The following is a 23,127-nucleotide window of genomic DNA, read 5'->3' on the forward strand; positions in this document are numbered from 1 at the left end:
ATTTCCACACCGGGAATGTGATCCAGGTTAACTATTCAACTCTATGACAAATATGAACGGCCGCTGACATTTTGCATTTACCGGCGCGTGGTTGACTGGCCTCATAAATAACCACCACAGGCGCCGCACCATGAGCAGAGTCCCCATTCTGGAAATGCGCAATATTGCCAAGTCGTTTGGCAAATTTTATGCGCTTAAAGGCGTCGATTTAACGGTCTTTCCCGGTGAAATCCATGCACTAATGGGCGAGAACGGCGCTGGCAAAAGTACCCTGATGAAGATCCTTGCCGGGGCTTACATCGCCACCAGCGGCGAAGTGCTTATTGACGGTGAGCCCTACGCCATCAAAGGCCCCAAAGATGCCCTCAACGCGGGCATCACGCTGATCTACCAGGAGATGCAGCTCGCGCCAAATCTCACCGTGGCGGAAAACATTTTCCTCGGCAGCGAACTAGCGCGCGGCGGCCTCGTGCAGCGCAAAGAGATGGTACAGCAGGCGCAGGCGGTGATTGACCGCCTCGGCGCGCAGTTCAAAGCCACCGACCTCGTGATGAAGCTCACCATTGCCGAGCAGCAGCAGGTTGAGATTGCCCGCGCGCTCCAGCGCAACAGCCGTATTCTGGTGATGGATGAACCCACCGCCGCCCTCTCCTCTCGCGAAACGCATCGCCTGTTTGAGCTGATTTTCCGCCTGCGCGATGAAGGCATGGCGATTATCTACATCAGCCACCGCATGGCAGAGATTTATGAGCTGTCTGACCGGGTCAGCGTGCTGCGCGACGGCCAGTATGTCGGCAGCCTGACGCGCGAAAACCTGAACGCCAGCGAGCTGGTGAAAATGATGGTGGGTCGGCCCCTTAGCGACCTGTTTAACAAAGAGCGTGATATCCCGCTGGGCAGCCCGCGCCTGAATGTTCATCACCTGACGGACAACGGCAAAGTGCAGCCCGTCAGCCTGCACGTTCGCTCCGGGGAAATAGTCGGCCTGGCCGGGCTGGTAGGCGCGGGACGTTCAGAGCTGGCGCAGTTGATCTTCGGCGTACGCAAACCCGCAGGCGGATCGATTGAGATCGACGGCCAGCCTGTGACGCTGCATTCCCCCCGCGAGGCGATTCAGCACGGCATTGGCTTCCTGACCGAAAACCGCAAAGAGCAGGGGCTGTTCCTTGAGCTGGCCGCGCAGGACAACATCACCATGGCCACGCTTGAGCGTGACGCCCGCTTCGGCATGCTCGACCGCAAAAAAGCCCAGACCATTTCAGACGACGCCATCAGCCTGCTGAATATTCGCGTCCCTCACGCGCAGGTTCGTGCCGGGGGTCTTTCCGGGGGCAACCAGCAAAAACTGCTGATTTCCCGCTGGGTTGCCATTGGCCCACGCATCCTGATCCTCGACGAGCCAACGCGCGGCGTGGATGTGGGGGCTAAAAGCGAAATTTACCGCATCATGAACCAGCTGGCCCGCCAGGGCGTGGCCATTTTAATGATTTCCAGCGAGCTGCCCGAAGTGGTGGGCATGAGCGACCGGGTGTACGTCATGCGCGAAGGCAGCATTGCCGGCGAGCTGCTGCGCCACGACATTACACAAGAAAATATTATGACCCTGGCTACCGGCGTGACCGAGGCCCATAAGAAAGAGGTGCACCATGACTAACTCAGGCACGCAACCGGTGGCAAAATCCGCCTCGCTCAAAAAAGCCCTGTTCGGCGATTTGATGCAAACCGTCGGTATTTTGCCGATTCTGGTGCTCATCATTGCCGTCTTTGGCTTTGTCGCCCCTAACTTCTTCACCGAATCTAACCTGCTCAATATCGCTCGCCAGTCGTCCATTAACATCGTGCTGGCGGCAGGGATGACCTTCATCATTCTGACCGGCGGCATCGACCTGTCCGTCGGATCTATCCTCGGCACCACCGCCGTCACGGCGATGGTGGTGTCGCTGATGCCTGGCTGGGAAGGCCTGTCGATTCCAGCGGCGCTGTTGATGGGCACCGGGCTGGGGCTGTTTAACGGCATGTTGGTCGCCTGGGCCGGGCTACCGCCGTTTATCGTCACGCTCGGCACCTATACCGCGCTGCGCGGCGCGGCGTATCTGCTGGCCGACGGCACGACGGTGATTAACTCCAACATCAATTTCGAGTGGATTGGCAACGCCTATCTTGGCCCGGTGCCGTGGCTGGTGGTTATCGCCCTGCTGGTGATTGCGGTGTGCTGGTTCATTCTGCGCCGCACCACGCTGGGCGTTCATATTTATGCGGTGGGTGGCAACATGCAGGCGGCACGCCTGACCGGCATCAAAGTGTGGATGGTGCTGCTGTTCGTGTACGGCATGAGCGGGCTGCTTTCCGGCCTGGGCGGCATCATGAGTGCGTCACGGCTCTACAGCGCCAACGGTAACCTCGGCGTGGGCTACGAGCTGGACGCTATCGCCGCCGTTATCCTCGGCGGAACCAGCTTCGTGGGCGGGATTGGCACCATCACCGGCACGCTGGTGGGGGCGCTGATTATCGCCACGCTCAACAACGGCATGACGCTGATGGGCGTCTCCTATTTCTGGCAATTGGTGATCAAAGGGGCGGTGATCATCATAGCGGTGCTGATCGACAAATACCGTACCCGTCACAATCAAAGTGCATAACAACAAAACCCTACCCTACGAGTGAGGAAAACAGCATGCGTTTGAAACCTATAGTTACTGCGTTACTGGCTGGTGCAATGATCGCAGGCGCGCCGTTTGCCCAGGCGAAAGAGTTAAAGTCGATCGGCGTGACGGTGGGCGACCTCGCCAACCCGTTCTTCGTGCAGATCACCAAAGGTGCCGAGCTGGAAGCCCGCAAGCTCGCCGGTGATAACGTGAAAGTGACGCTGGTCTCCAGCGGCTACGATCTCGGCCAGCAGGTGGCGCAGATCGACAACTTCATTGCCGCGAAGGTGGACATGATCATTCTTAACGCCGCGGATTCCAAAGGGATCGGCCCGGCGGTAAAACGCGCGAAAGACGCCGGGATCGTCGTTGTGGCGGTGGACGTTGCGGCAGACGGCGCCGATGCCACGATCACTTCCGATAACACTCAGGCCGGGCAAATGGCCTGTAAATACATTTCGGATCGCCTGAAAGACAAAGGCAATGTGGTGATCATTAACGGGCCGCCGGTTTCCGCCGTGCAGAACCGCGTTGAGGGCTGCGAAACCGAATTCAAAAAACACCCGGACATTAAGATCCTTTCGTCTAACCAGAATGCTAAGGGCAGCCGCGAAGGTGGCCTGGAAGTGATGACCTCGCTGCTGGCGGCAAATCCGAAGATCGACGGCGTGTTTGCGATCAATGATCCGACGGCGATCGGGGCCGATCTGGCGGCAAAACAAGCTCAACGTAACGAATTCTTCATTGTCGGCGTGGACGGCAGCCCGGACGGTGAAGAAGCCCTGAAGCGCGGTGGCAGCTCGCTGTTTGTGGCGACCCCGGCCCAGGATCCGCAGGTAATGGCGGCGAAAGCGGTTGAGATTGGCTATGACATTTTGCAGGGTAAACCCGCGCCGAAAGGCCCGGTGCTGATCCCGGTGACGATGATCGATAAGAGCAATATCGGCAGCTACAAAGGGTGGACGGTGAAGTAATTTGCCCCTCACTCCGGCCCTCTCCCCAAAGGGGGGAGGGCGAAAATGGTTAGTCCTCTCTCCCTTCCAGGGTTAGGGTGAGAATTTATCCTCTCCGGTCGAGTCAGAACGCCGCCAGTCCCCTCTCCCTCCAGGAAGAGGGTTAGGGTGAGGGTCCACATCAAAGGAAGGCCAGATGAAACGCTCCGAGGTCAATCAGTACCTGAATGAAACCCGGCAGTTTTTTGCCCGCCACGGGGTGCAACTGCCCCCGTTCGCCAGCTTCTCGCCGCAAAAATGGCTGCAGGTTAACCCCCGCAGCTGGCAGGAGGTATTCGATCTGAAACTCGGGTGGGACATCACCGACTTCGGCGGCGGCGACTTCCTGACCATGGGCCTGACGCTGTTTACCCTGCGCAATGGCTCGCCGGAAGGCGCGCCCTACGCCAAATCCTACGCAGAGAAGGTCATGCACGTGCGTGATAACCAGATGACGCCGATGCATTTTCACTGGAGCAAACAGGAGGACATTATCAACCGCGGCGGCGGGAACTTGATTGTCGAACTGTGGCAGTCAGATCCCTTCGAACAGCCTGACGAAACAGACATCACGGTGGTGATTGACGGCTGCCGCCAGACGCACGCGGCGGGCAGCCAGCTGCGCTTATCGCCCGGAGAAAGCATCAGCCTGGTGCCGGAGATGTACCACAGCTTTTGGGGTGAGCCGGGCTACGGCGACGTGCTGGTCGGCGAAGTGTCGATGGTCAACGATGACGACCACGACAATCGCTTTTTAAAACCGCTTGAGCGCTTCAGCACCCTTACCGAAGATACCTCCCCGGACCTGCTTTTGTGCCATGAGTACCGGCAGTTTATCTAGCCGGAAAGCTTTGCGGCCGCCACGGCGGAATCTGCCACGGCCGCTTTGCCTCTGGCAAGCATCAGGCGTTCATATTCAGCTAAACCGGACAGGCCCTTGCCGTGAAGCGCGGTGGCAAGATCGGCGGCATCTCTCAACGCAGTATTAGCCCCTATGCCACCGGCCGGACTAATGGCGTGGACGGCATCGCCCAGCAGGGTGACGTTTCCGGGCTGCCAGACAATATTCGAATTGCCGTAGCGGACCGGCAGCGTCGCAATATGTTCTGGCAAAGTCCGTTGTATAAGCTTTTGCAGCATCGGGGGAAGAGACAAGCTGTCTAAGGGAACAGCTAACCGTGAACCGGGGCCGATCAGCGCCCAGTAAAGATAATCTTCGGTCTGCGTGAGACTGCCGTTAAAACCCGCCTTTGCCGCGAGCGCTGTAAAATCCTGCCGAAAGCGCATTTCATCAATAATGGCGCTGAATCCTTCGCAAAACAGCACGTTAGTGCCTTCGTACAACGCCTTCTCCACCGTTAAAGCGCTTTTGCCATACAGGCAGAGATAGCCCGAATCCGCCGGCACGGCATCAGGGGCAAGCTGTGCCCTGACCCGTGAATTGATGCCGTCCGCGCCGACCAGAAGCTGGCAGCTTGCGTCAGCCGTATGAGCAAACCTTAGCCCTACCCGGCCTTCACTTTCCTGATGGTAACCCTCTAAAGCGTGGCCGTAGCGCAGAGCCCCCTCGAGGCCACACATCAGGATTTCCCGCAGGGTCTGGCGATGAATGCTTAAATCTGGGGCAAGATCGGGGTTTTGTTCAGCCCGATGCCAGCCTTCAGGCTGACGGCCATTAGCCTGTTGTCCGGTTCTATCCAAAAAACGTCCTTCCGTACTGGCTACCGAGGCCGTTTGTCGAAAGAGTTGATAAAGCGCAGGAGGCAACACCCTGGCAAGTGCCTGCTGCCCTTGGGCGTCGATTCTAATCCGGTAGCCCTGGATACGGCTGTCGGGCGCCGGATCTGCCTCGTAAACGGTGGCGCTGATTCCATGGCTTTTCAGGCCCTGAGCCAGCGCCAGCCCGCCCAGTCCCGCACCAATAATTGCAACGCCTGAAGTACTCATGAGGTTTCCTCTGTGGTTTGTTCTGGTTCCACAAAAGAGTTGCACGGCTCGACCGCGCAAGGATAACGTTATACGGACGATAAATAGTGAAAACCGGCCATGATAAAACATCCTCCTCAGCCACCAGCCCCCGATTACAGCGAATGGCTTAGCGGCCCGGCGCTGATTGCCCTTGAAGGCAGCGTCGCCCCTGAAAGTGAATATCTGCTCGGCACGCGGGAAGTGGCCTGGCACCAGCACCTGCGCGGCCAGGTTTTTTGCGTGGAGTCTGGCTTACTGCACGTTCACACCGCTGACGGAGCCTGGTTTTTGCCTCCCCATCGCGCCAGCTGGCTGCCGCCGGGCGTAATCCACAAGGTCAGCATCAGCGGAGCCGTAAAAGGCTGGACGCTGCTGATTACGCCTGAAAGCTGCTCGGGGTTGCCGGAAAAGCCCTGCGTGATTGCCGTTTCGGAGGTACTTCACGCGCTCGCCCGTCGCGCCTGCGAATGGGATAAGCAGGCAAAACCCGAGCCGGAACATCAGCGTATGGCCGCCGTTATTTACGATGAGATTTGCCGCGCACCGCACGAGGCGCTGCATTTGCCAATGCCGACAGATCATCGGCTGAAAAAAGTGGCTTCTGCACTGCTCGCTAACCCCGGCGATGAGCGGACTTTTGAAGCCTGGGCGGCATTCGGCGCGCTTTCGCCCCGCACTCTGCGTCGCCTTTTTGTGGCAGAAACCGGCCTAAATTTTGCCCAATGGCGGAGGCAGGTCCGGCTGACCCACGGGCTGGATAAGCTGGCACAAGGCATGTCGGTATCGGAGGTTTCAGAATTACTGGGCTACGCCTCTCCGGGCAATTTTATCCATATGTTCAAAAATGCCTTTGGCACTTCACCGGCCCGCTACTTTTCGACCGGGAACTAGACGCTAAACCGCATTATTCTCGCCGTGAGTGATATCGGCGGCAAAAACGTAGCCCACGCCGCGGATGGTGCGAATCAGCGTGGGCTGGTGCGGGTTGACCTCAATTTTGCGCCGCAACCGCATGATTAATACGTCGATAGTGCGGTCGAACACTTCCAGGCTTTCGCTGTGGGTGAGCTCGAGCAACTTTTCCCGCGACAGCACTTTCCTGGCGTTCTGCACCAGGGAAAGCAGCAGGCCATATTCGCCCTGAGTGAGATCAACCTGCTGTTGCTGAGCATTCATCAACTGGCAGCGGTCGGTGTCCAGCCGCCAGCCGTTAAACTGCAGCCCGCTGGTTTTGGTCGGGTTGCTTTCTACGGCCTGCGCCCCGCTGCGCCTCAGCACCGCTTTGACTCGGGCCACCACCACGCGCCCATTGAACGGTTTGGCGATGTAGTCATCGGCGCCCATTTCCAGGCCCACGACGACGTCGGACTCGCTGCCCATGCCGGTCAGCATCACCACCGGCAAAGCGGGACGCAGTTTCTGCACCTGCTGAAGTACCAGCAGGCCGTTGGTATCCGGCAGCATCATATCCAGCAAAATCAGCGCAACAGAAGGCTCTGCCGCCACAATCTGCAGCGCTTCATTACCGCTATGGCACACAAGCACGTCAAAGACATGTTCACTGAGCACGTCGCGCAGCACGTCGCAAATGGCCTTGTCGTCATCCACCACCAGGATTGCAGGTTTCATTATTTTCTCCGGAGGGGAGGAGGTTCTTTTTAGTGTGAGCGATTGTTGATTGCGCGCCGCAGAAAGAACACAGATCCATGTAGAATTTTCTATCACTGTCACAAATGGCCGTCAGTTCGACACGTCATTTATGACGAAATCCTGCTTCTCTCGTCAGTGCTCTCGTCGGATCCCCCAGAACCCCGCGCCATTACCCATATATTCTATGTGGCATAGATAATGCATTGAGTGGCTCAGCAAGGCGGTTTGCTTTTATCGCCGCACTTAAATGACAGCATTGACTGGAGCAACATGATGAAAAAAGTCGTCACGGTTTGCCCCTATTGCGCCTCGGGTTGCAAGATAAACCTGGTGGTGGATAACGGCAAAATCGTCAAGGCGGAAGGCGCACAGGGTAAAACCAACCAGGGCGACCTGTGCCTGAAGGGGTATTACGGTTGGGACTTTATCACCGACACCAAAATCCTTACCCCGCGCTTGAAAACCCCGATGATTCGCCGCGAGCGCGGCGGCAAGCTGGAAGCCGTATCCTGGGACGAAGCGCTGGATTACGTCAGCTCACGCCTGAGCGAGATCAAAGCTAAGTATGGCCCGAACGCCATTCAAACCACCGGCTCTTCACGCGGAACAGGTAACGAAACCAACTATGTAATGCAAAAATTTGCGCGCGCCGTTATTGGAACCAATAACGTCGATTGCTGCGCACGTGTCTGACACGGCCCATCGGTTGCAGGTCTGCACCAGTCGGTCGGTAATGGCGCGATGAGTAACTCTATCGTCGAGATTGAGGATACTGATTTAGTCTTTGTGTTCGGGTACAACCCGGCAGATTCACACCCTATCGTGGCTAATCGCGTGATTAAGGCGAAGCAGAAAGGGGCTCAGATTATCGTTGTCGATCCGCGCAAAATTGAAACCGCGCGCATTGCCGATATGCATTTAAGGTTACGCAACGGCTCAAACATCGCGCTGCTGAATGCGATTGGCCACGTCATTATTGAAGAGAATCTTTACGACCACGCTTTCGTCGCTTCTCGTACCGAGGGCTTCGAGGAATATCGCAAAATTGTTGAAGGCTACACGCCGGAATCCGTAGAGGAAATCACGGGCGTCAGCGCCGGGGAAATCCGTGCGGCGGCGCGCATGTACGCCAAAGCCAAAACGGCCACCATCCTGTGGGGCATGGGCGTGACCCAGTTCTATCAGGGCGTGGAAACCGTACGCTCGCTCACCAGCCTGGCGCTGATGACCGGCAACCTCGGCAAGCCTAACGTGGGCGTGAACCCGGTTCGCGGCCAGAACAACGTGCAGGGTGCCTGCGATATGGGCGCGCTGCCGGACATGTTCCCCGGCAACCAGTATGTTCGTGACGCGGAAACCCGCAGTAAATTTGCAGCAGCCTGGGGCGTTGACGCGCTGCCGGAAGCTAACGGCTACCGCATCAGCGAATTGCCTCACCGGGTTGAGCACGGGGAAGTTCGCGCGGCCTATATTATGGGGGAAGATCCGCTCCAGACCGACGCCGAGCTTTCCGCCGTGCGCAAAGCGTTTGCCGGGCTTGAGCTGGTGATTGTGCAGGACATCTTCATGACTAAAACCGCCGCCGAGGCCGACGTTATTTTACCGTCCACCTCATGGGGCGAGCATGAAGGCGTCTTCACCGCCGCCGACCGCGGTTTCCAGCGCTTCTTTAAAGCGGTTGAGCCGAAGTGGGATCTCAAAACGGACTGGCAGATTATCAGTGAAATCGCCACCCGCATGGGCTACCCGATGCACTACCGCAACACCCAAGAAATCTGGGACGAGCTGCGCCACCTGTGTCCGGACTTCTACGGGGCAACCTACGAGAAGATGGGCGAGCTGGGCTATATCCAGTGGCCTTGCCGGGACACATCCGACGCGGATCAGGGGACTTATTACCTTTATGAAAGCAAGTTTGAGCGCCCTAACGGCCGGGGGCAGTTCTTCACCTGCGACTGGGCACCGCCTATCGATCGCGTCACCGATGAGTACCCAATGGTGCTTTCTACGGTGCGTGAAGTGGGCCACTACTCCTGCCGGTCAATGACCGGGAACTGTGCGGCACTGGCCGCGCTGGCCGATGAACCGGGTTATGCACAAATCCACGTCGAAGATGCCGCCCGGCTGGGCATTGAAGATGAGGCGCTGATTTGGGTGAATTCGCGCAAAGGCCGGGTTATTACCCGGGCAGCGGTCAGCGAGCGTCCGAATAAAGGCGCGGTGTACATGACCTATCAGTGGTGGATTGGTGCCTGTAATGAACTGGTGACGGAGAACCTGAGCCCGATAACCAAAACGCCGGAGTACAAGTACTGCGCCGTGCGCGTCGAGCCGATCGTCGACCAGCAGGCCGCCGAGCAGTATGTGATTGATGAGTACAATAAGCTGAAGGCCCGGCTGCGCGAAAGCGCGATGGGGTAAAACATCCCCTCACCCTAACCCTCTCCCCAAAGGGGAGAGGGCCGGGGTGAGGGGCTTTACTTAACTGCTCGCCTTACTGTCAAACTTCCCAAAAAGCTCACGCTCATAGGCCTGGGCTTTTTTATGGTCGAATTTATGTTCCCACTTGGCGATAACCAGCACCGCCAGCGCGTTGCCGACCACGTTCAGCGCGGTACGCGCCATATCCAGAATACGGTCAACCCCGGCAATAAACGCCAGCCCTTCCAACGGAATACCGACGCTGCCAAGCGTGGCCAGCAGCACCACGAAAGAGACGCCCGGCACGCCGGCAATCCCCTTTGAGGTCACCATCAGCGTCAGCACCAGAATGATTTCCTGCCACAGCGACAGCTCAATGCCGTACAGCTGAGCGATGAAGATCGCCGCAATGCTCTGATAAAGCGTGGAACCGTCCAGGTTAAACGAGTAACCGGTCGGCACCACGAAGCTGGTGATCGACGCCGGAGCACCATAGGCTTCCATCTTCTCGATGATGCGTGGCAGCACGCTCTCGGAGCTGGCGGTAGAGAACGCCAGAATCAGTTCGTCTTTCAGGATGCGCATCAGGATGGTGATTTTCAGCCCGCACAGGCGCGCCACCGCGCCCAGCACCACCAGCGCAAAGAAGGCAATCGCCACATACACCAGCACCACCAGCTTCAGCAGCGGCCAGAGCGAGGCAAAGCCAAAGTTCGCAACGGTCACGGAAATCAGCGCGAAAACACCCACCGGCGCATAGCGCATCACCATGTGCGTCACTTTGAACATGGTTTCAGAGATGGAGCGGAAGACGGTCACCAGCGGCTCGCGGTGAGTCGCGGGCAGCGACGACAGCCCCAGGCCAAACAGCACCGAGAAGAAGATGATCGGCAGCATCTCGCCCTTCGCCATTGATGCCACAATGTTGGTAGGCACGAGTGACAGAATAGTCCCCATCAGGCCATGAGCATGGCTTTGTACGTCCTGCGCCGTGTGCTGGTATTTCGAAATATCCACGGTAGCAAGCTGTGACATATCTATGCCGTGGCCCGGCTGGAAAACATTCGCGAGCGTAATGCCCAGAATGATGGCAACCGTCGTGATCACTTCGAAATAAATGATGGTTTTAGCGCCGATGCGGCCAAGCTGCTTGGCGTCGCCGACGCCCGCAATCCCGACCACCAGGGTGGAGATCACAATCGGCACGACGATCATTTTGATCAGGTGGATAAAGATATCACCCGCCGGTGACAGCAGGTTAGCGACCAGCCATTCACGGCTATCACTTTGATAATGCAGAAAACTTCCCAGGATAATGCCCAGCACCAGCGCCAGCAAGATTTGCCAGGCCAGGCTCATTTTAAAGTTTTTCATAACGACGACAGTTCCTCAAAAAAACGCCATTCCCATGCTGTTGACTCAGGAGAAGGTCACAAACTGAAAGGGGGTATGACAAACATCAGGTGTTAAGCGGGGTTTTTTAAAGCAACGTATCAGTACCATCCCGATAGCCTGCTGCGCAACCCTTCATTTTTAGGGTTATGCACTTACATTGCATAGATAAACAGGATTTTGCGGAGGAATATGAATATAACTTATTGTTATGGAAAAAAATTCATTATTTGTTTTTGGAAATAAGTACCAAAGGTAATTATTTCTTATGATTCATCTGTTTGAACAATTTTTGTGCAATTATTTTAATGCGTGATCTGCCGCCCAAAAAGTAAACAAAGCTGCCAATACCCCTACTATTAACGTTTGTGTGACATATTATTAACATCCTAAAGGAGAAAAAAAGCCATGAGCCAAGTACACAAACACGCTATTCCCGCAAACATTGCGGACCGTTGCCTGATAAACCCGGAGCAGTACCAGGCCATGTATCAACAGTCGATACAGGACCCGGATGCGTTTTGGGGCGAACAAGGGAAAATTCTCGACTGGATCAAACCGTACCAAAAGGTGAAAAACACCTCTTTTGCGCCGGGAAACATCTCTATCAAGTGGTATGAGGACGGGACGCTTAATTTAGCCGCAAACTGCCTCGACCGGCACCTAAAAGAACGGGGCGATCAAACCGCCATTATCTGGGAAGGGGATGACGCGACCCAGAGCAAAAACATCACTTATCGCGAGCTGCATCGCGATGTCTGTCGTTTTGCCAACACTTTGGTTGAACTGGGCATTAAGAAAGGCGATGTTGTCGCGATTTATATGCCAATGGTGCCGGAAGCCGCCGTTGCCATGCTGGCCTGCGCGCGAATTGGCGCCGTGCATTCCGTGATCTTTGGCGGTTTCTCGCCGGAAGCCGTAGCCGGACGCATCATCGACTCCAGCTCTCGCCTGGTAATCACCGCCGATGAAGGCGTGCGCGCCGGGCGCTCAATTCCGCTGAAAAAGAACGTGGATGACGCGCTTAAAAACCCAAATGTGAAAACCGTTGAGCACGTTATCGTCCTGAAGCGCACCGGCGGCAAAATCGACTGGCACCAGAACCGCGACCTGTGGTGGCACGAGCTGACAGAGAAAGCCAGCGACCAGCACCAGCCGGTGGAAATGAACGCTGAAGATCCGCTGTTCATCCTCTATACCTCCGGCTCCACCGGCAAGCCAAAAGGCGTGCTGCACACCACTGGCGGCTATCTGGTGTATGCCGCGACCACCTTTAAATATGTCTTCGACTACCATCCGGGCGATGTCTACTGGTGTACCGCCGACGTGGGCTGGGTGACCGGGCACAGCTACCTGCTTTACGGCCCGCTGGCCTGCGGCGCGATCACGCTGATGTTTGAGGGCGTGCCTAACTGGCCGAAGCCAAACCGCATGGCGCAGGTGGTCGACAAACATAAGGTGAATATTCTCTACACCGCGCCAACCGCCATTCGTGCGCTGATGGCCGAAGGGGATAAAGCCACCGAAGGCACTGACCGCTCTTCGCTGCGTATTCTTGGTTCCGTGGGCGAGCCCATCAACCCGGAAGCCTGGGAGTGGTACTGGAAGCACATCGGCAATGAGAAATGCCCCGTGATGGACACCTGGTGGCAGACGGAAACCGGTGGCTTTATGATCACCCCGCTGCCCGGCGCGACCGAGCTGAAAGCGGGCTCCGCGACTCAGCCGTTCTTTGGCGTTCAGCCCGCGTTGGTCGATAACGAAGGCAATCCGCAGCTGGGTGCTACCGAAGGCAACCTGACCATTACCGATTCCTGGCCAGGCCAGGCACGCACGCTGTTCGGGGATCACGAGCGCTTCGAGCAGACTTACTTCTCCACTTTCAAAAACATGTACTTCAGCGGCGACGGCGCGCGCCGTGACGAAGACGGTTATTACTGGATCACCGGCCGCGTAGATGACGTGCTGAACGTGTCCGGCCATCGCCTGGGTACCGCCGAGATTGAATCAGCGCTGGTGTCGCATCCGAAGATTGCCGAAGCCGCGGTGGTGGGGATTCCGCACAACATTAAAGGCCAGGCGATTTACGCCTACGTGACGCTGAACCACGGCGAAGAGCCGACGCCGGAGCTGTACGCCGAGGTGCGCAATTGGGTGCGGAAAGAGATTGGCCCGCTTGCCACGCCGGACGTTCTGCACTGGACCGATTCGCTGCCGAAAACCCGCTCCGGTAAGATCATGCGCCGTATTTTGCGCAAGATTGCCTCCGGCGACACCAGCAACCTGGGTGATACCTCCACCCTCGCCGACCCGGGCGTAGTAGAAAAACTGCTGGAAGAAAAACAGGCTTTATCCATACCTTCGTAACCTTGTTCTACCCCTCTCCCCACTGGGGAGAGGGAATAAAAAAACCTACAAAAACCTCTGGAGATTCTGTGATGAATGACACCATTTATCAGCGGATAGAAAGCAGTGCGCATTTCAGGGAGTTGGTTTCCAAAAGGCAACGGTTTGCCGCCCTTCTGTCACTGATTATGTTAGTGATTTACGTTGGTTTTATTTTGCTGATTGCCTTCGCACCGGCGTGGCTTGGCACCCCGCTGCATGACGGCACCAGCGTCACGCGGGGCATCCCTATTGGCATCGGCGTGATCGTTATTTCCTTCCTGCTCACCGGAATTTATGTCTGGCGTGCTAACGGCGAATTTGACCGCCTGAATGACGAAGTGCTGCGTGAAGTGGGGGTTAAATGAAGCGTTTTCTTACGGTCTTTGCCGCTCTGCTGCCGGCCGGTGCCTTTGCCGCCGATGCCATAACCGGCGACGTGCAGCGCCAGCCAACCAACTGGCAGGCGATCATCATGTTCCTGATTTTCGTCGCGCTGACGCTGTATATCACTTACTGGGCGTCCAAGCGCGTTCGCTCCCGCAGCGACTATTACACCGCGGGCGGCAACATTACCGGTTTCCAGAATGGCCTTGCGATTGCCGGTGACTTCATGTCGGCGGCCTCGTTCCTCGGAATTTCCGCGCTGGTGTACACCTCCGGCTACGACGGCCTGATTTACTCCCTGGGGTTCCTGGTCGGCTGGCCGATTATCCTGTTCCTGATTGCCGAGCGCCTGCGTAACCTGGGCCGCTATACCTTTGCCGATGTGGCGTCGTATCGCCTCAAGCAGGGGCCAATCCGCACGCTGTCGGCCTGCGGGTCGCTGGTGGTGGTCGCCCTTTATCTGATTGCCCAGATGGTTGGCGCCGGGAAGCTCATCGAGCTGCTGTTCGGCCTGAACTACCACGTCGCCGTGGTGCTGGTGGGTGTGCTGATGGTGATGTACGTGCTGTTTGGCGGCATGCTGGCGACGACCTGGGTGCAAATCATCAAGGCCGTGCTGCTGCTGTTCGGCGCAAGTTTCATGGCGTTTATGGTGATGAAGCACGTCGGCTTCAGCTTCAACAACCTGTTCAATGAGGCAATGGCGGTTCACCCTAAAGGCGCGGCGATCATGAGCCCTGGCGGGCTGGTGAAAGACCCTATTTCTGCGCTGTCTCTGGGCCTCGGCCTGATGTTTGGCACCGCTGGCCTGCCGCATATTCTGATGCGCTTCTTCACCGTGAGCGACGCCCGCGAAGCGCGTAAAAGCGTGTTTTACGCCACCGGCTTCATGGGTTACTTCTACATTCTGACCTTTATCATCGGTTTTGGCGCCATTATGTTAGTAGGTGCTAACCCAGCGTTTAAAGACGCGGCGGGCGCGCTGATTGGCGGCAACAATATGGCGGCGGTTCATCTTGCCGACGCGGTGGGCGGGAACCTGTTCCTCGGCTTTATCTCTGCGGTTGCCTTCGCCACCATCCTCGCGGTTGTAGCCGGGTTAACGCTGGCGGGCGCTTCGGCGGTATCTCACGACCTTTACGCCAACGTCTTCCGCAAAGGCGCGTCCGAACGCGATGAGCTGAAAGTGTCGAAAATCACCGTTCTGGTGCTGGGCGTGGTGGCTATCCTGCTGGGTATTCTGTTTGAAAAACAGAACATTGCTTTCATGGTGGGGCTGGCATTCTCCATTGCCGCGAGCTGTAACTTCCCGATTATCCTGCTGTCGATGTACTGGTCGAAGCTGACCACGCGCGGCGCAATGATTGGCGGCTGGCTCGGCCTGCTGACGGCGGTGGTGCTGATGATTCTGGGCCCGACTATCTGGGTGCAGATCCTCGGCCATGAAAAAGCGGTCTTCCCGTATGAATACCCGGCGCTGTTCTCTATTCTGATTGCGTTTGTCGGCATCTGGCTGTTCTCGATTACCGATAATACGCCGGAAGGTAAGCTGGAGCGGGAGAAGTTCCGCGCGCAGTTTATTCGTTCTCAAACCGGTATCGGCATCGATCAGGGGCGGGCTCACTAGTTAGTAAGTGCTTACCGGGGCTATCTCTGCCCCGGTAGGTTAAAACATCAGCCAACTGACCAGCGGTGCGACCAAAACCGTCACCACGCCGGACAGCATCATCACCAGGCTGGCAATCACCCCTTCCTGCGGCCCCAGCTCATAAGAGCGAGCGGTACCCGCGCCGTGAGAAGCCGCGCCGAACCCCGCGCCTTTGGCTATCCCTTCCCTGATCGACAGGCGCAGAAACAGCACGTCCCCCACCGCCATGCCGAACACGCCGGTGATCACCACAAACAGCGCCACCAGCTCTGGCTCGCCGCCGATGGGCTTCGCGGCCGCCAGGGCAAAAGGCGTGGTAATTGAGCGCACGGCCAGGCTGCGCTGAATGCCGTCCGGCAGGGTAAATAAGCGGGCCAGCCAAATAGAGCTGGTTACAGCCACCACCATCGCCGTCAGCACGCCCGCAGAAAGCGACATCCAGTGGCGTTTTATCACCCGAAGGTTGTCATACACCGGCACCGCAAAAGCGATGGTGGCAGGCCCAAGCAGCCACAGCAGCCAGTGCGCCTCTCCCATGTAGTTGCTGTAGGAGATATGGCCGAAGACGAGCATCCCCACCAGCAGCACCGGCGTAAAGACCAGTGGCATCAGCGGCAGTTTGCGAAAACGGCGATACAGGCGTTTATTGGCGAAGTAGAAAACCAGCGTGACCACAAGGCACAGCACGCTGAGCTGGAAGTTAGTCATTGCGGGACTGCCTGCGGGCTTCGCGAGCCAGTTCAAAGCGGTAGACTTTTTCCACCACAAAGGCCGTGCTGCCGAGCACCAGCACGGTGCTGACCGCTATCACGGCAAAAATACGCCAGCCCTCCACCATCAGCAGCTGAGAGTAGTTCACCACGGCCACAACCGCCGGGACGAAGAACAGCAGCATCTCGGCCAGCAGCCATTTCGACCCTTCCCTGACCCATTTCAGCGGCACAATGCGGCACACAATCAGCGCCAGCAGGAGCAACATCCCCACCAGGTTCGCGGGCAGCGGCAGATGCCCCCACGTCACCAACTGTTCGGCAAAAACAAAAAGTCCGGCGTACAGCGCAACCTGTACGGGGACACGCAGGCTATGCATTACAGCAGGCGTAAAACGGCCCAACGCCAAAGCCATGATCGGTGCTCCAGAAAAAATACCAGCCCCGATTATAGAGAGCGGTTCATCGCTACTGAAATGAATTAAAATCATTGCAGGTATAGTTAACAGGAATAGTTATGGACATCAGAACGCTGCGTTATTTCGTTGAAGTCGTCCGCCAGCAGAGCTTCACCCGGGCGGCGGAGAAGATGTTCGTCACGCAGCCCACCATCAGCAAAATGCTGCGCAACCTCGAGGATGAGCTGAACTGCACGCTGCTGATCCGCGACGGCCGCCGCCTGCTGCTGACCGACACCGGCCAGGTAGTATTCCAGCGCGGGCTGGCCATCCTCGCCGAGTTTCGCCAGCTTGAGGCCGAGCTGAGCGACATCAAGCAGCTCACCAACGGCGTGCTGCGCCTCGGTATTCCGCCGATGGTTGGTACGCTGATGACCGGCCCGATAGGCGTGTATCAGCACCGCTACCCCGGCGTGGAGTTCAAGATTTCTGAATTCGGCGGCCTGACGGTGCAGCAGGCGGTGCTTAACGGCGATCTGGATTTGGCGGTAACGGCCATCCCCGTAGAAGATGAAGACGCGCTGACGGTAATGCCGCTGTTCCGCCATCCGCTCTGCGTGCTGGTGCCCCGCTCCGGCCCGTGGATTGGCCGCACCAGCGTTGACCCGGCGGAGCTCGCCGAGCACCCGCTGCTTATCTACAACGAAGATTTCTCCCTTAGCCGCCAGCTGATGCAGCTGTTTGCCGACCACGGTTTTACCCCGCGCATTGCGGTACGCAGCGGGCAGTGGGATTTCCTGGCGGCGATGGTACAGGGCGGCGTGGGGATTGCCGTGTTGCCGGAGCCGATTTGCCGCAAGCTCGACCACACCACGCTGATGTGGCTGCCGCTGAACAGCAACCTGAGCTGGCAGTTAGGGATGATTTGGCGTGAAGGGGTGTATATTTCGCAGAGCGCGCAGGCGTGGATTGATTGCTGCAGAGAGTTCTGGCCGGCAGTGGAAACCGGCCAGAACTAGCGGGATTACTCTTTTTCGATCAGCAGCGCTTCCAGCAGGTCGAGATCGTGCAGGAGTTTTTGCAGGGTCTCATTGCTGATTTGCTGGGTGGCGCGCAGATGGTAAAGCTCAGCGCGCTCTGAACGCAGCGCCGTCAGGCGGAAGCGGCGCTCAAGGTTCTCTTCAAGCTCGCTGCTTTCTACGTCATTACGTCCGTCTGCGCGGCGACGTAAATTCCCGATAACCCGCGAACTCACCTCTTTCAGTAGCTGGTCGTCGATGTTCTCTTCGCTGTCCGCGGCCAGGCGCTCCTCCATTTTCTGGATAGCCACAATCGCCACTTCGGCCGTGGCGGACCGGGCCAGCCGCTCCTCTTTGCGCGACAGAGATTTATCCCCAACCTCAACGTTTCGCAGCAGAATCGGCAGCATGATGACCCCGGCAAACAGCGAGAACAGGATCACGCCTGCGGAGAGGAAAATCAGCTCATAGCGCGCCGGAAAAGGCGTGCCGTCGTTCAGCAACAGCGGAATAGAAAGCACACCGGCCAGGGTGATGGCCCCGCGCACGCCGGCAAAAGAGGCAATACCCAGCTCGCGGGTGGTGAAAGAGCCAAACTCCAGCGGGCGCTTTTTCAAAAAGCGCAGGCTGAGGCGCTTCATCGACCACAGCCACAGGAAACGCACCGCAATCAGGGCGAAATAGATCATCGCCACGTCGAGGAACAGCATCCACAGCTCAACATTCGGATCGGCATTAGCCGCCGCAACGGATGTTTCGAGAATGCCCGGCAGCTGCAGGCCCAGCAGCAGGAAGACCATGCCGTTGAACACAAACTCCAGCATCGCCCAGACGCTGTTCGCGCGCAGACGCATGGTCAGCGGGGCGCTACGCAGCACGCCGGAACGGGTAATGGTCATCCCTGCGGCTACCGCCGCCAGAATACCGGAAACGCCGATGTGCTCAGCAATCAGATAAGAGGCGAACGGCAGCAGGAGCAGCAGCAGGATTTGGGTTGCGGGTTCGTCCCCGCTCCAGCGGCTCATCAGACGCAGTGATTTGCCGTACAGCCAGCTGACCGCAATCCCCGCCAGCAGGCCGCCAATGGCAACTTTGAAGAACTCCAGCGAAGCCCCGCCAACGCTAAAGGCCATCGCCCCCACGGCGACCGCCACCGCAAGCTTCAGGGAAACCAGGCCAGAGGCGTCGTTCATCAACGCTTCGCCCTGCAATATCCCCATGATCTTCTTCGGAATCCGCCCTTCGCCGACGATCCCGGACAGCGCCACGGCGTCCGTCGGCGACAGCACGGCAGCCAGCGCAAAAGCAGGCACCAGCGGAATGCCCGGCACCAGGAAGTAAATCAGGAAGCCGATGCCAACCACGGTGACCAGCACCAGCACCAGCGCAAGGCCAATAATTTCGCGGCCATGATGGAGAAATTCATGAGTGGGCGTTTTCCAGCCGTCGGCAAACAGCAGCGGCGGAATGAACAGGACCAGGAATAGCTCAGGGTCGAATTCAACGTGTAAGCCAAAGTGCGGCCAGGCAAGCAGCGCCCCGATGGCGATTTGCATTAACGGCAGTGGGATCTGAAACGGCAACATACGTGTTACCACCCCAGAGAGGGAGACCACCAGGGTCATAATCAAGATTGTGAAGAAAATTTCCATGTTTTCCCTGAACGTGATGTGTGATTTGAAGCGTCACTCTTAGCGGTTGTTTTTATAATAAAACAACTTTTTGCATCACATTGGAACCGGAAATGCCCGAAGTGGGTGAAAGCGGCGGGTTACAGAGCGCAACCCGCACGAATTGAAAATCAGATAGCCCAGCCGCCAGCGTAGAACGCCACCAGCGCAACGGCAATAACGACGGTGCCGATGTTCAGCTTGCGCCATTCACCGGATACTACGCGGCCAATCACCAGAGAAGCAAAGCCGATCATGATCCCGGTCACGATGTTGCAGGTCAGCACGATGAATACCGCGGTAATCAGCCCGGCCATCGCATCCACGAAGTCCGCAAAGTCAATTTTGGCAACGTTGCTCAGCATCAGCAGGCCAACATACATCAGCGCAGGTGCCGTGGCATATGCCGGTACCAGGTAAGAGAGTGGCGACAGGAACAGGATCAGCAGGAACAGCACGCCAACGGTGATGGCTGTCAGGCCGGTTTTGCCGCCTGCCGCGGTACCCGCTGCAGATTCGATGTAAACCGCCGCCGGGGCTGCGCCCACCAGGCCGGAGAACACGCTGCTCAGGGAGTCGGTGGTCAGCGCTTTGCCGCCGTCAATGATCTGGCCGTCTTTGTCCAGCAGGTTTGCCTGACCGGCTACCGCGCGGATAGTGCCGGTGGCGTCAAACACGGCGGTCATCACCAGCGCCAGCACGCTCGGCAGAATAATCGGGTTCAGCGCGCCCATGATATCCAGGCTGCCAATCAGCGAGTTGCCTTTGTCATCGCTCAGCGACGGCATGGCGAAAACGCCGGAGAAATGCACGTTCGGGTCGAAGATCAGGCCGACAATGGACACGCCGATAATGGTCAGCAGAATGCCGCCCGGCACCTTCAGTTTTTCCAGACCAATGATCACCGCCAGGCCAATCAGCGACATGATCACAGGGAAGCTGGCGAAATGCCCCAGCGCAACCGGCAGCCCATCCAGCGGGTTTTTAATCACCAGGCCGACGCCGTTCGCGGCAATCAACAGCAGGAACAGGCCGATACCGATCCCGGTGCCGTGCGCCACGCCCATCGGCAAATTGCGCAAAATCCAGCTACGAATGCCGGTGGCAGAGATAAGGGTGAACAGAACGCCCATCAGGAATACCGCGCCAAGGGCGACCGGCACGCTGATGTGCTGGCCGAGCACCAGGCTAAAGGCGGTGAAGGCGGTCAGCGAGATAGCGCAGCCGATGGCCAGCGGCAGGTTCGCCCACAGGCCCATCACGATGGAGCCCACGCCTGCCACCAGGCAGGTAGCCACAAAGACCGCAGCCGGTGGGAACCCGGCTTTGCCGAGCATTCCCGGCACAACGATCACCGAGTAAACCATAGCAAGGAAGGTTGTGAAACCGGCGACAACTTCCTGACGCACGGTGCTGCCGCGTGCAGAGATTTTGAACCAGGCGTCGAGCGAACCGCCGGCGCGCGGAGAAGGTGTAGACATAGTGAAAAATCCCCTGAGATTTTTAGAATGACGTTTGCCCGGGTGGTGGACAACCCGCTGCCAGTTAAACGTTGTCTCCCTGCGCTACGATTGTGACAAAGGGGTGTCACAAAAAAGCAATCGTTTAACTCCACACGGACAAATCGGTGTTACAGAATTAAGGCAAACGATTATCCTGCCTTCCTGACGGGATTTTCAACTTAACTTTTGCGATTTTCGCGGAAAATATGCTCAGCTGATGAATTATTCGCCTTAGGGTGCGCAAACGTTATCGTCAATGCGCAATTTCGCAACAAAAACGCAAAAAAGTTAGGCTGGTTTTCTCTCGCTTTACTTTTGCGGCGATCACGCCCCAGGGATTTCAAAAGGGCCGCCTTGATTTAATGCTCGCTGCCAGGCGGGGCGCGTTTGCACATTTTTCATCCACGCCTGGGTGTGCGGCATGTCGTTGACTTCACCTCTCGCCAGCAACGCGGCCACCGGGAAACTCATCTGAATATCTGCCGCGCTGAACTGTTGCCCGGCGAACCACGGGAGCTGGCTCAGGTGATCCTCAATAAAACGGGCATGGGTGGTGAGTTGCTTATTCAGCCAGGCTTTCTGCACGCCCTGCCCCAGCGCTTTGCCCACCGGGCGCAGCGGCCAGGGTACCGGGGCTTTGCCGAGGCTACCAAACACCAGCTTCATTAACAGCAGCGGCATCAGCGATCCTTCGGCGTAATGCAGCCAAAAGCAGTACTGGATTTTGTCGTTAATGTCCTGCGGCTTCAGGTGGTTTTCGCTGTCGTAGGTTTCCTGCAGGTACTCAAGAATGGCACCTGATTCCGCCAGGATATGGCCGCTATCTTCCACCACCGGGGATTTGCCCAGCGGATGGATTTTTTTTAGCGCTTCCGGGGCAAGCATGGAGGGCTCCCGCTGGTAACGTACGATCTGGTAGGGCTGCGCCAGTTCTTCCAGCATCCAGAGTACGCGCTGGGAACGGGAGTTATTGAGGTGATGGACCGTGAGCATGAGATAACCCTCTGTTTAGCCAGATGGAATAACTATAGGAAAGCCCTGCACGGATCACATGTCAAAAAAATGAACAAAAAAAGAACAATTGACCTTGCAAAGTGAAGGGACAGACCTACACTTAAATTGTCGGTGCAGACCGGAACCTCCAAAGTCAGTGAAGTGTGTACGTAGCTATGTGTAAGCGTTATCGAGGGGTGCCGACGTCGGGGGAAACCCTCCTGCCAGAACGGGATAGAGCGAAAGACAAAGACCGGAAAACAACTAAAGCGCCCTTGTGGCGCTTTAGTTTTATATGGCAACGGATGATCCCTGTTAAGCAATGCCGCTACTGAAGACGCCATTAATAAACCGGGACAATCAATTCATTGATTTTCGGCTAATAACAACAAAGAGGGAAAAACCACGCTTTTTCCCTCTTTGTTAGCCGTCTTGAGCACCCTTGTGGCGCTTTAGTTTTATGTTTGAAAGATAATTTTCAATCTTCCAACAGCCTTGCGCCGGTCCCCTGCTCGCCCAGCTTGTCTCCAGGGTTACGCAGTGGGCATTGCGCCCCGGATAAACAGCCACAGCCAATGCAACCATTCAGTTCGTCACGCAGCGCGGTCAGCGTGGCAATGCGGTGGTTCAGCTCTTCGCGCCATTGCGATGACAGCTTCTTCCAGTCGTTTTTGTTGATTGAATGGCCGTCGGGCAGCACGCCGAACGCATCCCCGACGGTGCTCAACGGAATGCCAATGCGCTGCGCAATTTTTATTATCGCCACCGTTCGCAACACATCACGCTGATAACGCCGCTGATTGCCTACATTTCTCGTACTTTTAATCAAACCTTTGCTTTCGTAAAAGTGAAGCGCGGAGACGGCCACGCCGCTGCGCTTCGCCACTTCACCGGGCGTTAACAGCGTTTTTATTCGGGGCAATTTCTTTTCCATAATGCTCTTTACCTCAAGTTAACTTGAGGAATTATACTCCCTGGCAATGAAACTAGCTAACCCGGAAATGAGGACGACTCATGGCTCACCAGGACATCATTTATACGTTGACTGAATGGATTGATGAACATATTGACCAGCCGCTGAACATCGACGTGGTGGCGAAAAAATCAGGTTATTCAAAGTGGTACTTGCAGCGAATGTTCCGCACCGTCATGCACCAGACGCTGGGTGAGTACATCCGCCAGCGCCGCCTGTTGATGGCTGCCACCGCGCTACGCACTACCCAGCGCCCTATTTTTGATATCGCGATGGACTACGGGTATGTCTCGCAGCAAACCTTCTCCCGCGTGTTCCGCCGTGAGTTTGACCGCACCCCAACGGATTACCGCCATCAGGCCTAAGAAAACCAA

At 57.1% G+C, this 23,127-nt stretch carries 20 protein-coding genes; 11 read left to right on the top strand and 9 right to left on the bottom strand.

The window, feature by feature from the left end; all coding sequences use genetic code 11:
- The first annotated feature begins 130 nt into the window (after positions 1–130).
- The 4 genes from WFN87_RS16510 to WFN87_RS16525 all read left to right on the top strand — a co-directional run bounded on the left by WFN87_RS16510 (position 131) and on the right by WFN87_RS16525 (position 4,478).
- A complete protein-coding gene (locus WFN87_RS16510) occupies positions 131–1,654 on the top strand; it encodes a sugar ABC transporter ATP-binding protein (protein ID WP_336983336.1) in 1,524 nt (507 codons plus the stop codon).
- Complete coding sequence (locus WFN87_RS16515; protein WP_008455753.1) at positions 1,647–2,639, top strand: ABC transporter permease subunit; 993 nt, start codon at positions 1,647–1,649, stop codon at positions 2,637–2,639. Before WFN87_RS16510 ends, WFN87_RS16515 begins: the two co-directional genes overlap by 8 nt.
- Positions 2,640–2,674: 35 nt before the next feature.
- On the top strand, positions 2,675–3,619 hold the full coding sequence (locus WFN87_RS16520; RefSeq protein ID WP_008455755.1) for an ABC transporter substrate-binding protein: 945 nt from the start codon (positions 2,675–2,677) through the stop codon (positions 3,617–3,619).
- 175 nt (positions 3,620–3,794) lie between these two features.
- The gene (locus WFN87_RS16525) at positions 3,795–4,478 is read left to right on the top strand and encodes a D-lyxose/D-mannose isomerase (RefSeq protein WP_008455757.1); all 684 of its coding nucleotides are present in this window, start codon (positions 3,795–3,797) and stop codon (positions 4,476–4,478) included.
- Here WFN87_RS16525 and WFN87_RS16530 read toward each other — a convergent pair.
- On the bottom strand, positions 4,475–5,584 hold the full coding sequence (locus WFN87_RS16530; protein ID WP_336983335.1) for an FAD-dependent oxidoreductase: 1,110 nt from the start codon (positions 5,582–5,584) through the stop codon (positions 4,475–4,477). The two genes, WFN87_RS16525 and WFN87_RS16530, sit on opposite strands and share 4 nt — an antisense overlap.
- Positions 5,585–5,683: 99 nt before the next feature.
- Between WFN87_RS16530 and WFN87_RS16535 the strand changes: the two genes are divergently transcribed.
- A complete protein-coding gene (locus tag WFN87_RS16535; RefSeq protein WP_008455760.1) occupies positions 5,684–6,496 on the top strand; it encodes an AraC family transcriptional regulator in 813 nt (270 codons plus the stop codon).
- 3 nt (positions 6,497–6,499) lie between these two features.
- Here WFN87_RS16535 and WFN87_RS16540 read toward each other — a convergent pair whose 3' ends face one another.
- Positions 6,500–7,234 carry a response regulator transcription factor gene (locus WFN87_RS16540; protein ID WP_336983334.1) on the bottom strand — a complete coding sequence of 245 codons (735 nt, stop codon included), beginning with the start codon at positions 7,232–7,234 and terminating at the stop codon, positions 6,500–6,502.
- Positions 7,235–7,528: 294 nt separating this feature from the next.
- Between WFN87_RS16540 and fdhF the strand changes: the two genes are divergently transcribed.
- Entirely contained in the window at positions 7,529–9,676 is a 2,148-nt protein-coding gene (gene fdhF / locus WFN87_RS16545) for a formate dehydrogenase subunit alpha (protein ID WP_336983358.1), read from the top strand.
- A gap of 60 nt (positions 9,677–9,736) precedes the next feature.
- Here the strand turns inward: fdhF and gltP are convergent, their stop codons facing one another.
- Complete coding sequence (gene gltP, locus WFN87_RS16550; RefSeq protein ID WP_008455769.1) at positions 9,737–11,050, bottom strand: glutamate/aspartate:proton symporter GltP; 1,314 nt, start codon at positions 11,048–11,050, stop codon at positions 9,737–9,739.
- Between the two features lie 426 nt (positions 11,051–11,476).
- Here gltP and acs point away from each other — a divergent pair, with 426 nt between their 5' ends.
- The 3 genes from acs (at position 11,477) to actP (ending at position 15,467) form a co-directional block, all read left to right on the top strand.
- Positions 11,477–13,435 (top strand): acetate--CoA ligase, encoded by a 1,959-nt coding sequence (gene acs / locus WFN87_RS16555; RefSeq protein WP_039289388.1) that lies wholly within the window; start codon positions 11,477–11,479, stop codon positions 13,433–13,435.
- Between the two features lie 71 nt (positions 13,436–13,506).
- On the top strand, positions 13,507–13,821 hold the full coding sequence (locus WFN87_RS16560) for a DUF485 domain-containing protein (RefSeq protein ID WP_336983333.1): 315 nt from the start codon (positions 13,507–13,509) through the stop codon (positions 13,819–13,821).
- Complete coding sequence (gene actP, locus WFN87_RS16565) at positions 13,818–15,467, top strand: cation/acetate symporter ActP (RefSeq protein WP_336709044.1); 1,650 nt, start codon at positions 13,818–13,820, stop codon at positions 15,465–15,467. The genes WFN87_RS16560 and actP overlap by 4 nt, the downstream gene beginning before the upstream one ends.
- 39 nt (positions 15,468–15,506) lie before the next feature.
- Here actP and WFN87_RS16570 read toward each other — a convergent pair whose 3' ends face one another.
- Together WFN87_RS16570 and WFN87_RS16575 are read right to left on the bottom strand one after the other, a co-directional pair.
- Positions 15,507–16,196: an LrgB family protein gene (locus tag WFN87_RS16570; protein WP_008455777.1), complete on the bottom strand. Its 690-nt coding sequence runs from the start codon at positions 16,194–16,196 to the stop codon at positions 15,507–15,509.
- Entirely contained in the window at positions 16,189–16,614 is a 426-nt protein-coding gene (locus tag WFN87_RS16575; RefSeq protein ID WP_166877540.1) for a CidA/LrgA family protein, read from the bottom strand. Before WFN87_RS16575 ends, WFN87_RS16570 begins: the two co-directional genes overlap by 8 nt.
- A 101-nt stretch (positions 16,615–16,715) precedes the next feature.
- Here WFN87_RS16575 and WFN87_RS16580 point away from each other — a divergent pair, with 101 nt between their 5' ends.
- Positions 16,716–17,615: a LysR family transcriptional regulator gene (locus tag WFN87_RS16580; protein WP_008455780.1), complete on the top strand. Its 900-nt coding sequence runs from the start codon at positions 16,716–16,718 to the stop codon at positions 17,613–17,615.
- Between the two features lie 5 nt (positions 17,616–17,620).
- On the opposite strand, the gene WFN87_RS16585 is transcribed toward WFN87_RS16580, so the two are convergent.
- The 4 genes from WFN87_RS16585 to soxR all read right to left on the bottom strand — a co-directional run bounded on the left by WFN87_RS16585 (position 17,621) and on the right by soxR (position 22,714).
- Complete coding sequence (locus WFN87_RS16585; RefSeq protein ID WP_008455781.1) at positions 17,621–19,267, bottom strand: Na+/H+ antiporter; 1,647 nt, start codon at positions 19,265–19,267, stop codon at positions 17,621–17,623.
- A 149-nt stretch (positions 19,268–19,416) separates the two neighbouring features.
- Positions 19,417–20,766, bottom strand: coding sequence for a guanine/hypoxanthine transporter GhxP (ghxP, locus tag WFN87_RS16590; RefSeq protein WP_166993107.1), 1,350 nt, complete (start codon positions 20,764–20,766; stop codon positions 19,417–19,419).
- A gap of 345 nt (positions 20,767–21,111) precedes the next feature.
- Complete coding sequence (locus WFN87_RS16595) at positions 21,112–21,780, bottom strand: glutathione S-transferase family protein (RefSeq protein ID WP_336983332.1); 669 nt, start codon at positions 21,778–21,780, stop codon at positions 21,112–21,114.
- 478 nt (positions 21,781–22,258) lie between these two features.
- A complete protein-coding gene (soxR, locus tag WFN87_RS16600; protein WP_336983331.1) occupies positions 22,259–22,714 on the bottom strand; it encodes a redox-sensitive transcriptional activator SoxR in 456 nt (151 codons plus the stop codon).
- Between the two features lie 80 nt (positions 22,715–22,794).
- On the opposite strand from soxR, the gene soxS reads away from it, so the two are divergent.
- The gene (gene soxS, locus WFN87_RS16605; protein ID WP_008455787.1) at positions 22,795–23,118 is read left to right on the top strand and encodes a superoxide response transcriptional regulator SoxS; all 324 of its coding nucleotides are present in this window, start codon (positions 22,795–22,797) and stop codon (positions 23,116–23,118) included.
- The last annotated feature ends 9 nt before the right edge of the window (positions 23,119–23,127 follow it).

The organism is Cedecea sp. AS113 (assembly GCF_037152415.1).
GTDB lineage: Bacteria > Pseudomonadota > Gammaproteobacteria > Enterobacterales > Enterobacteriaceae > Cedecea.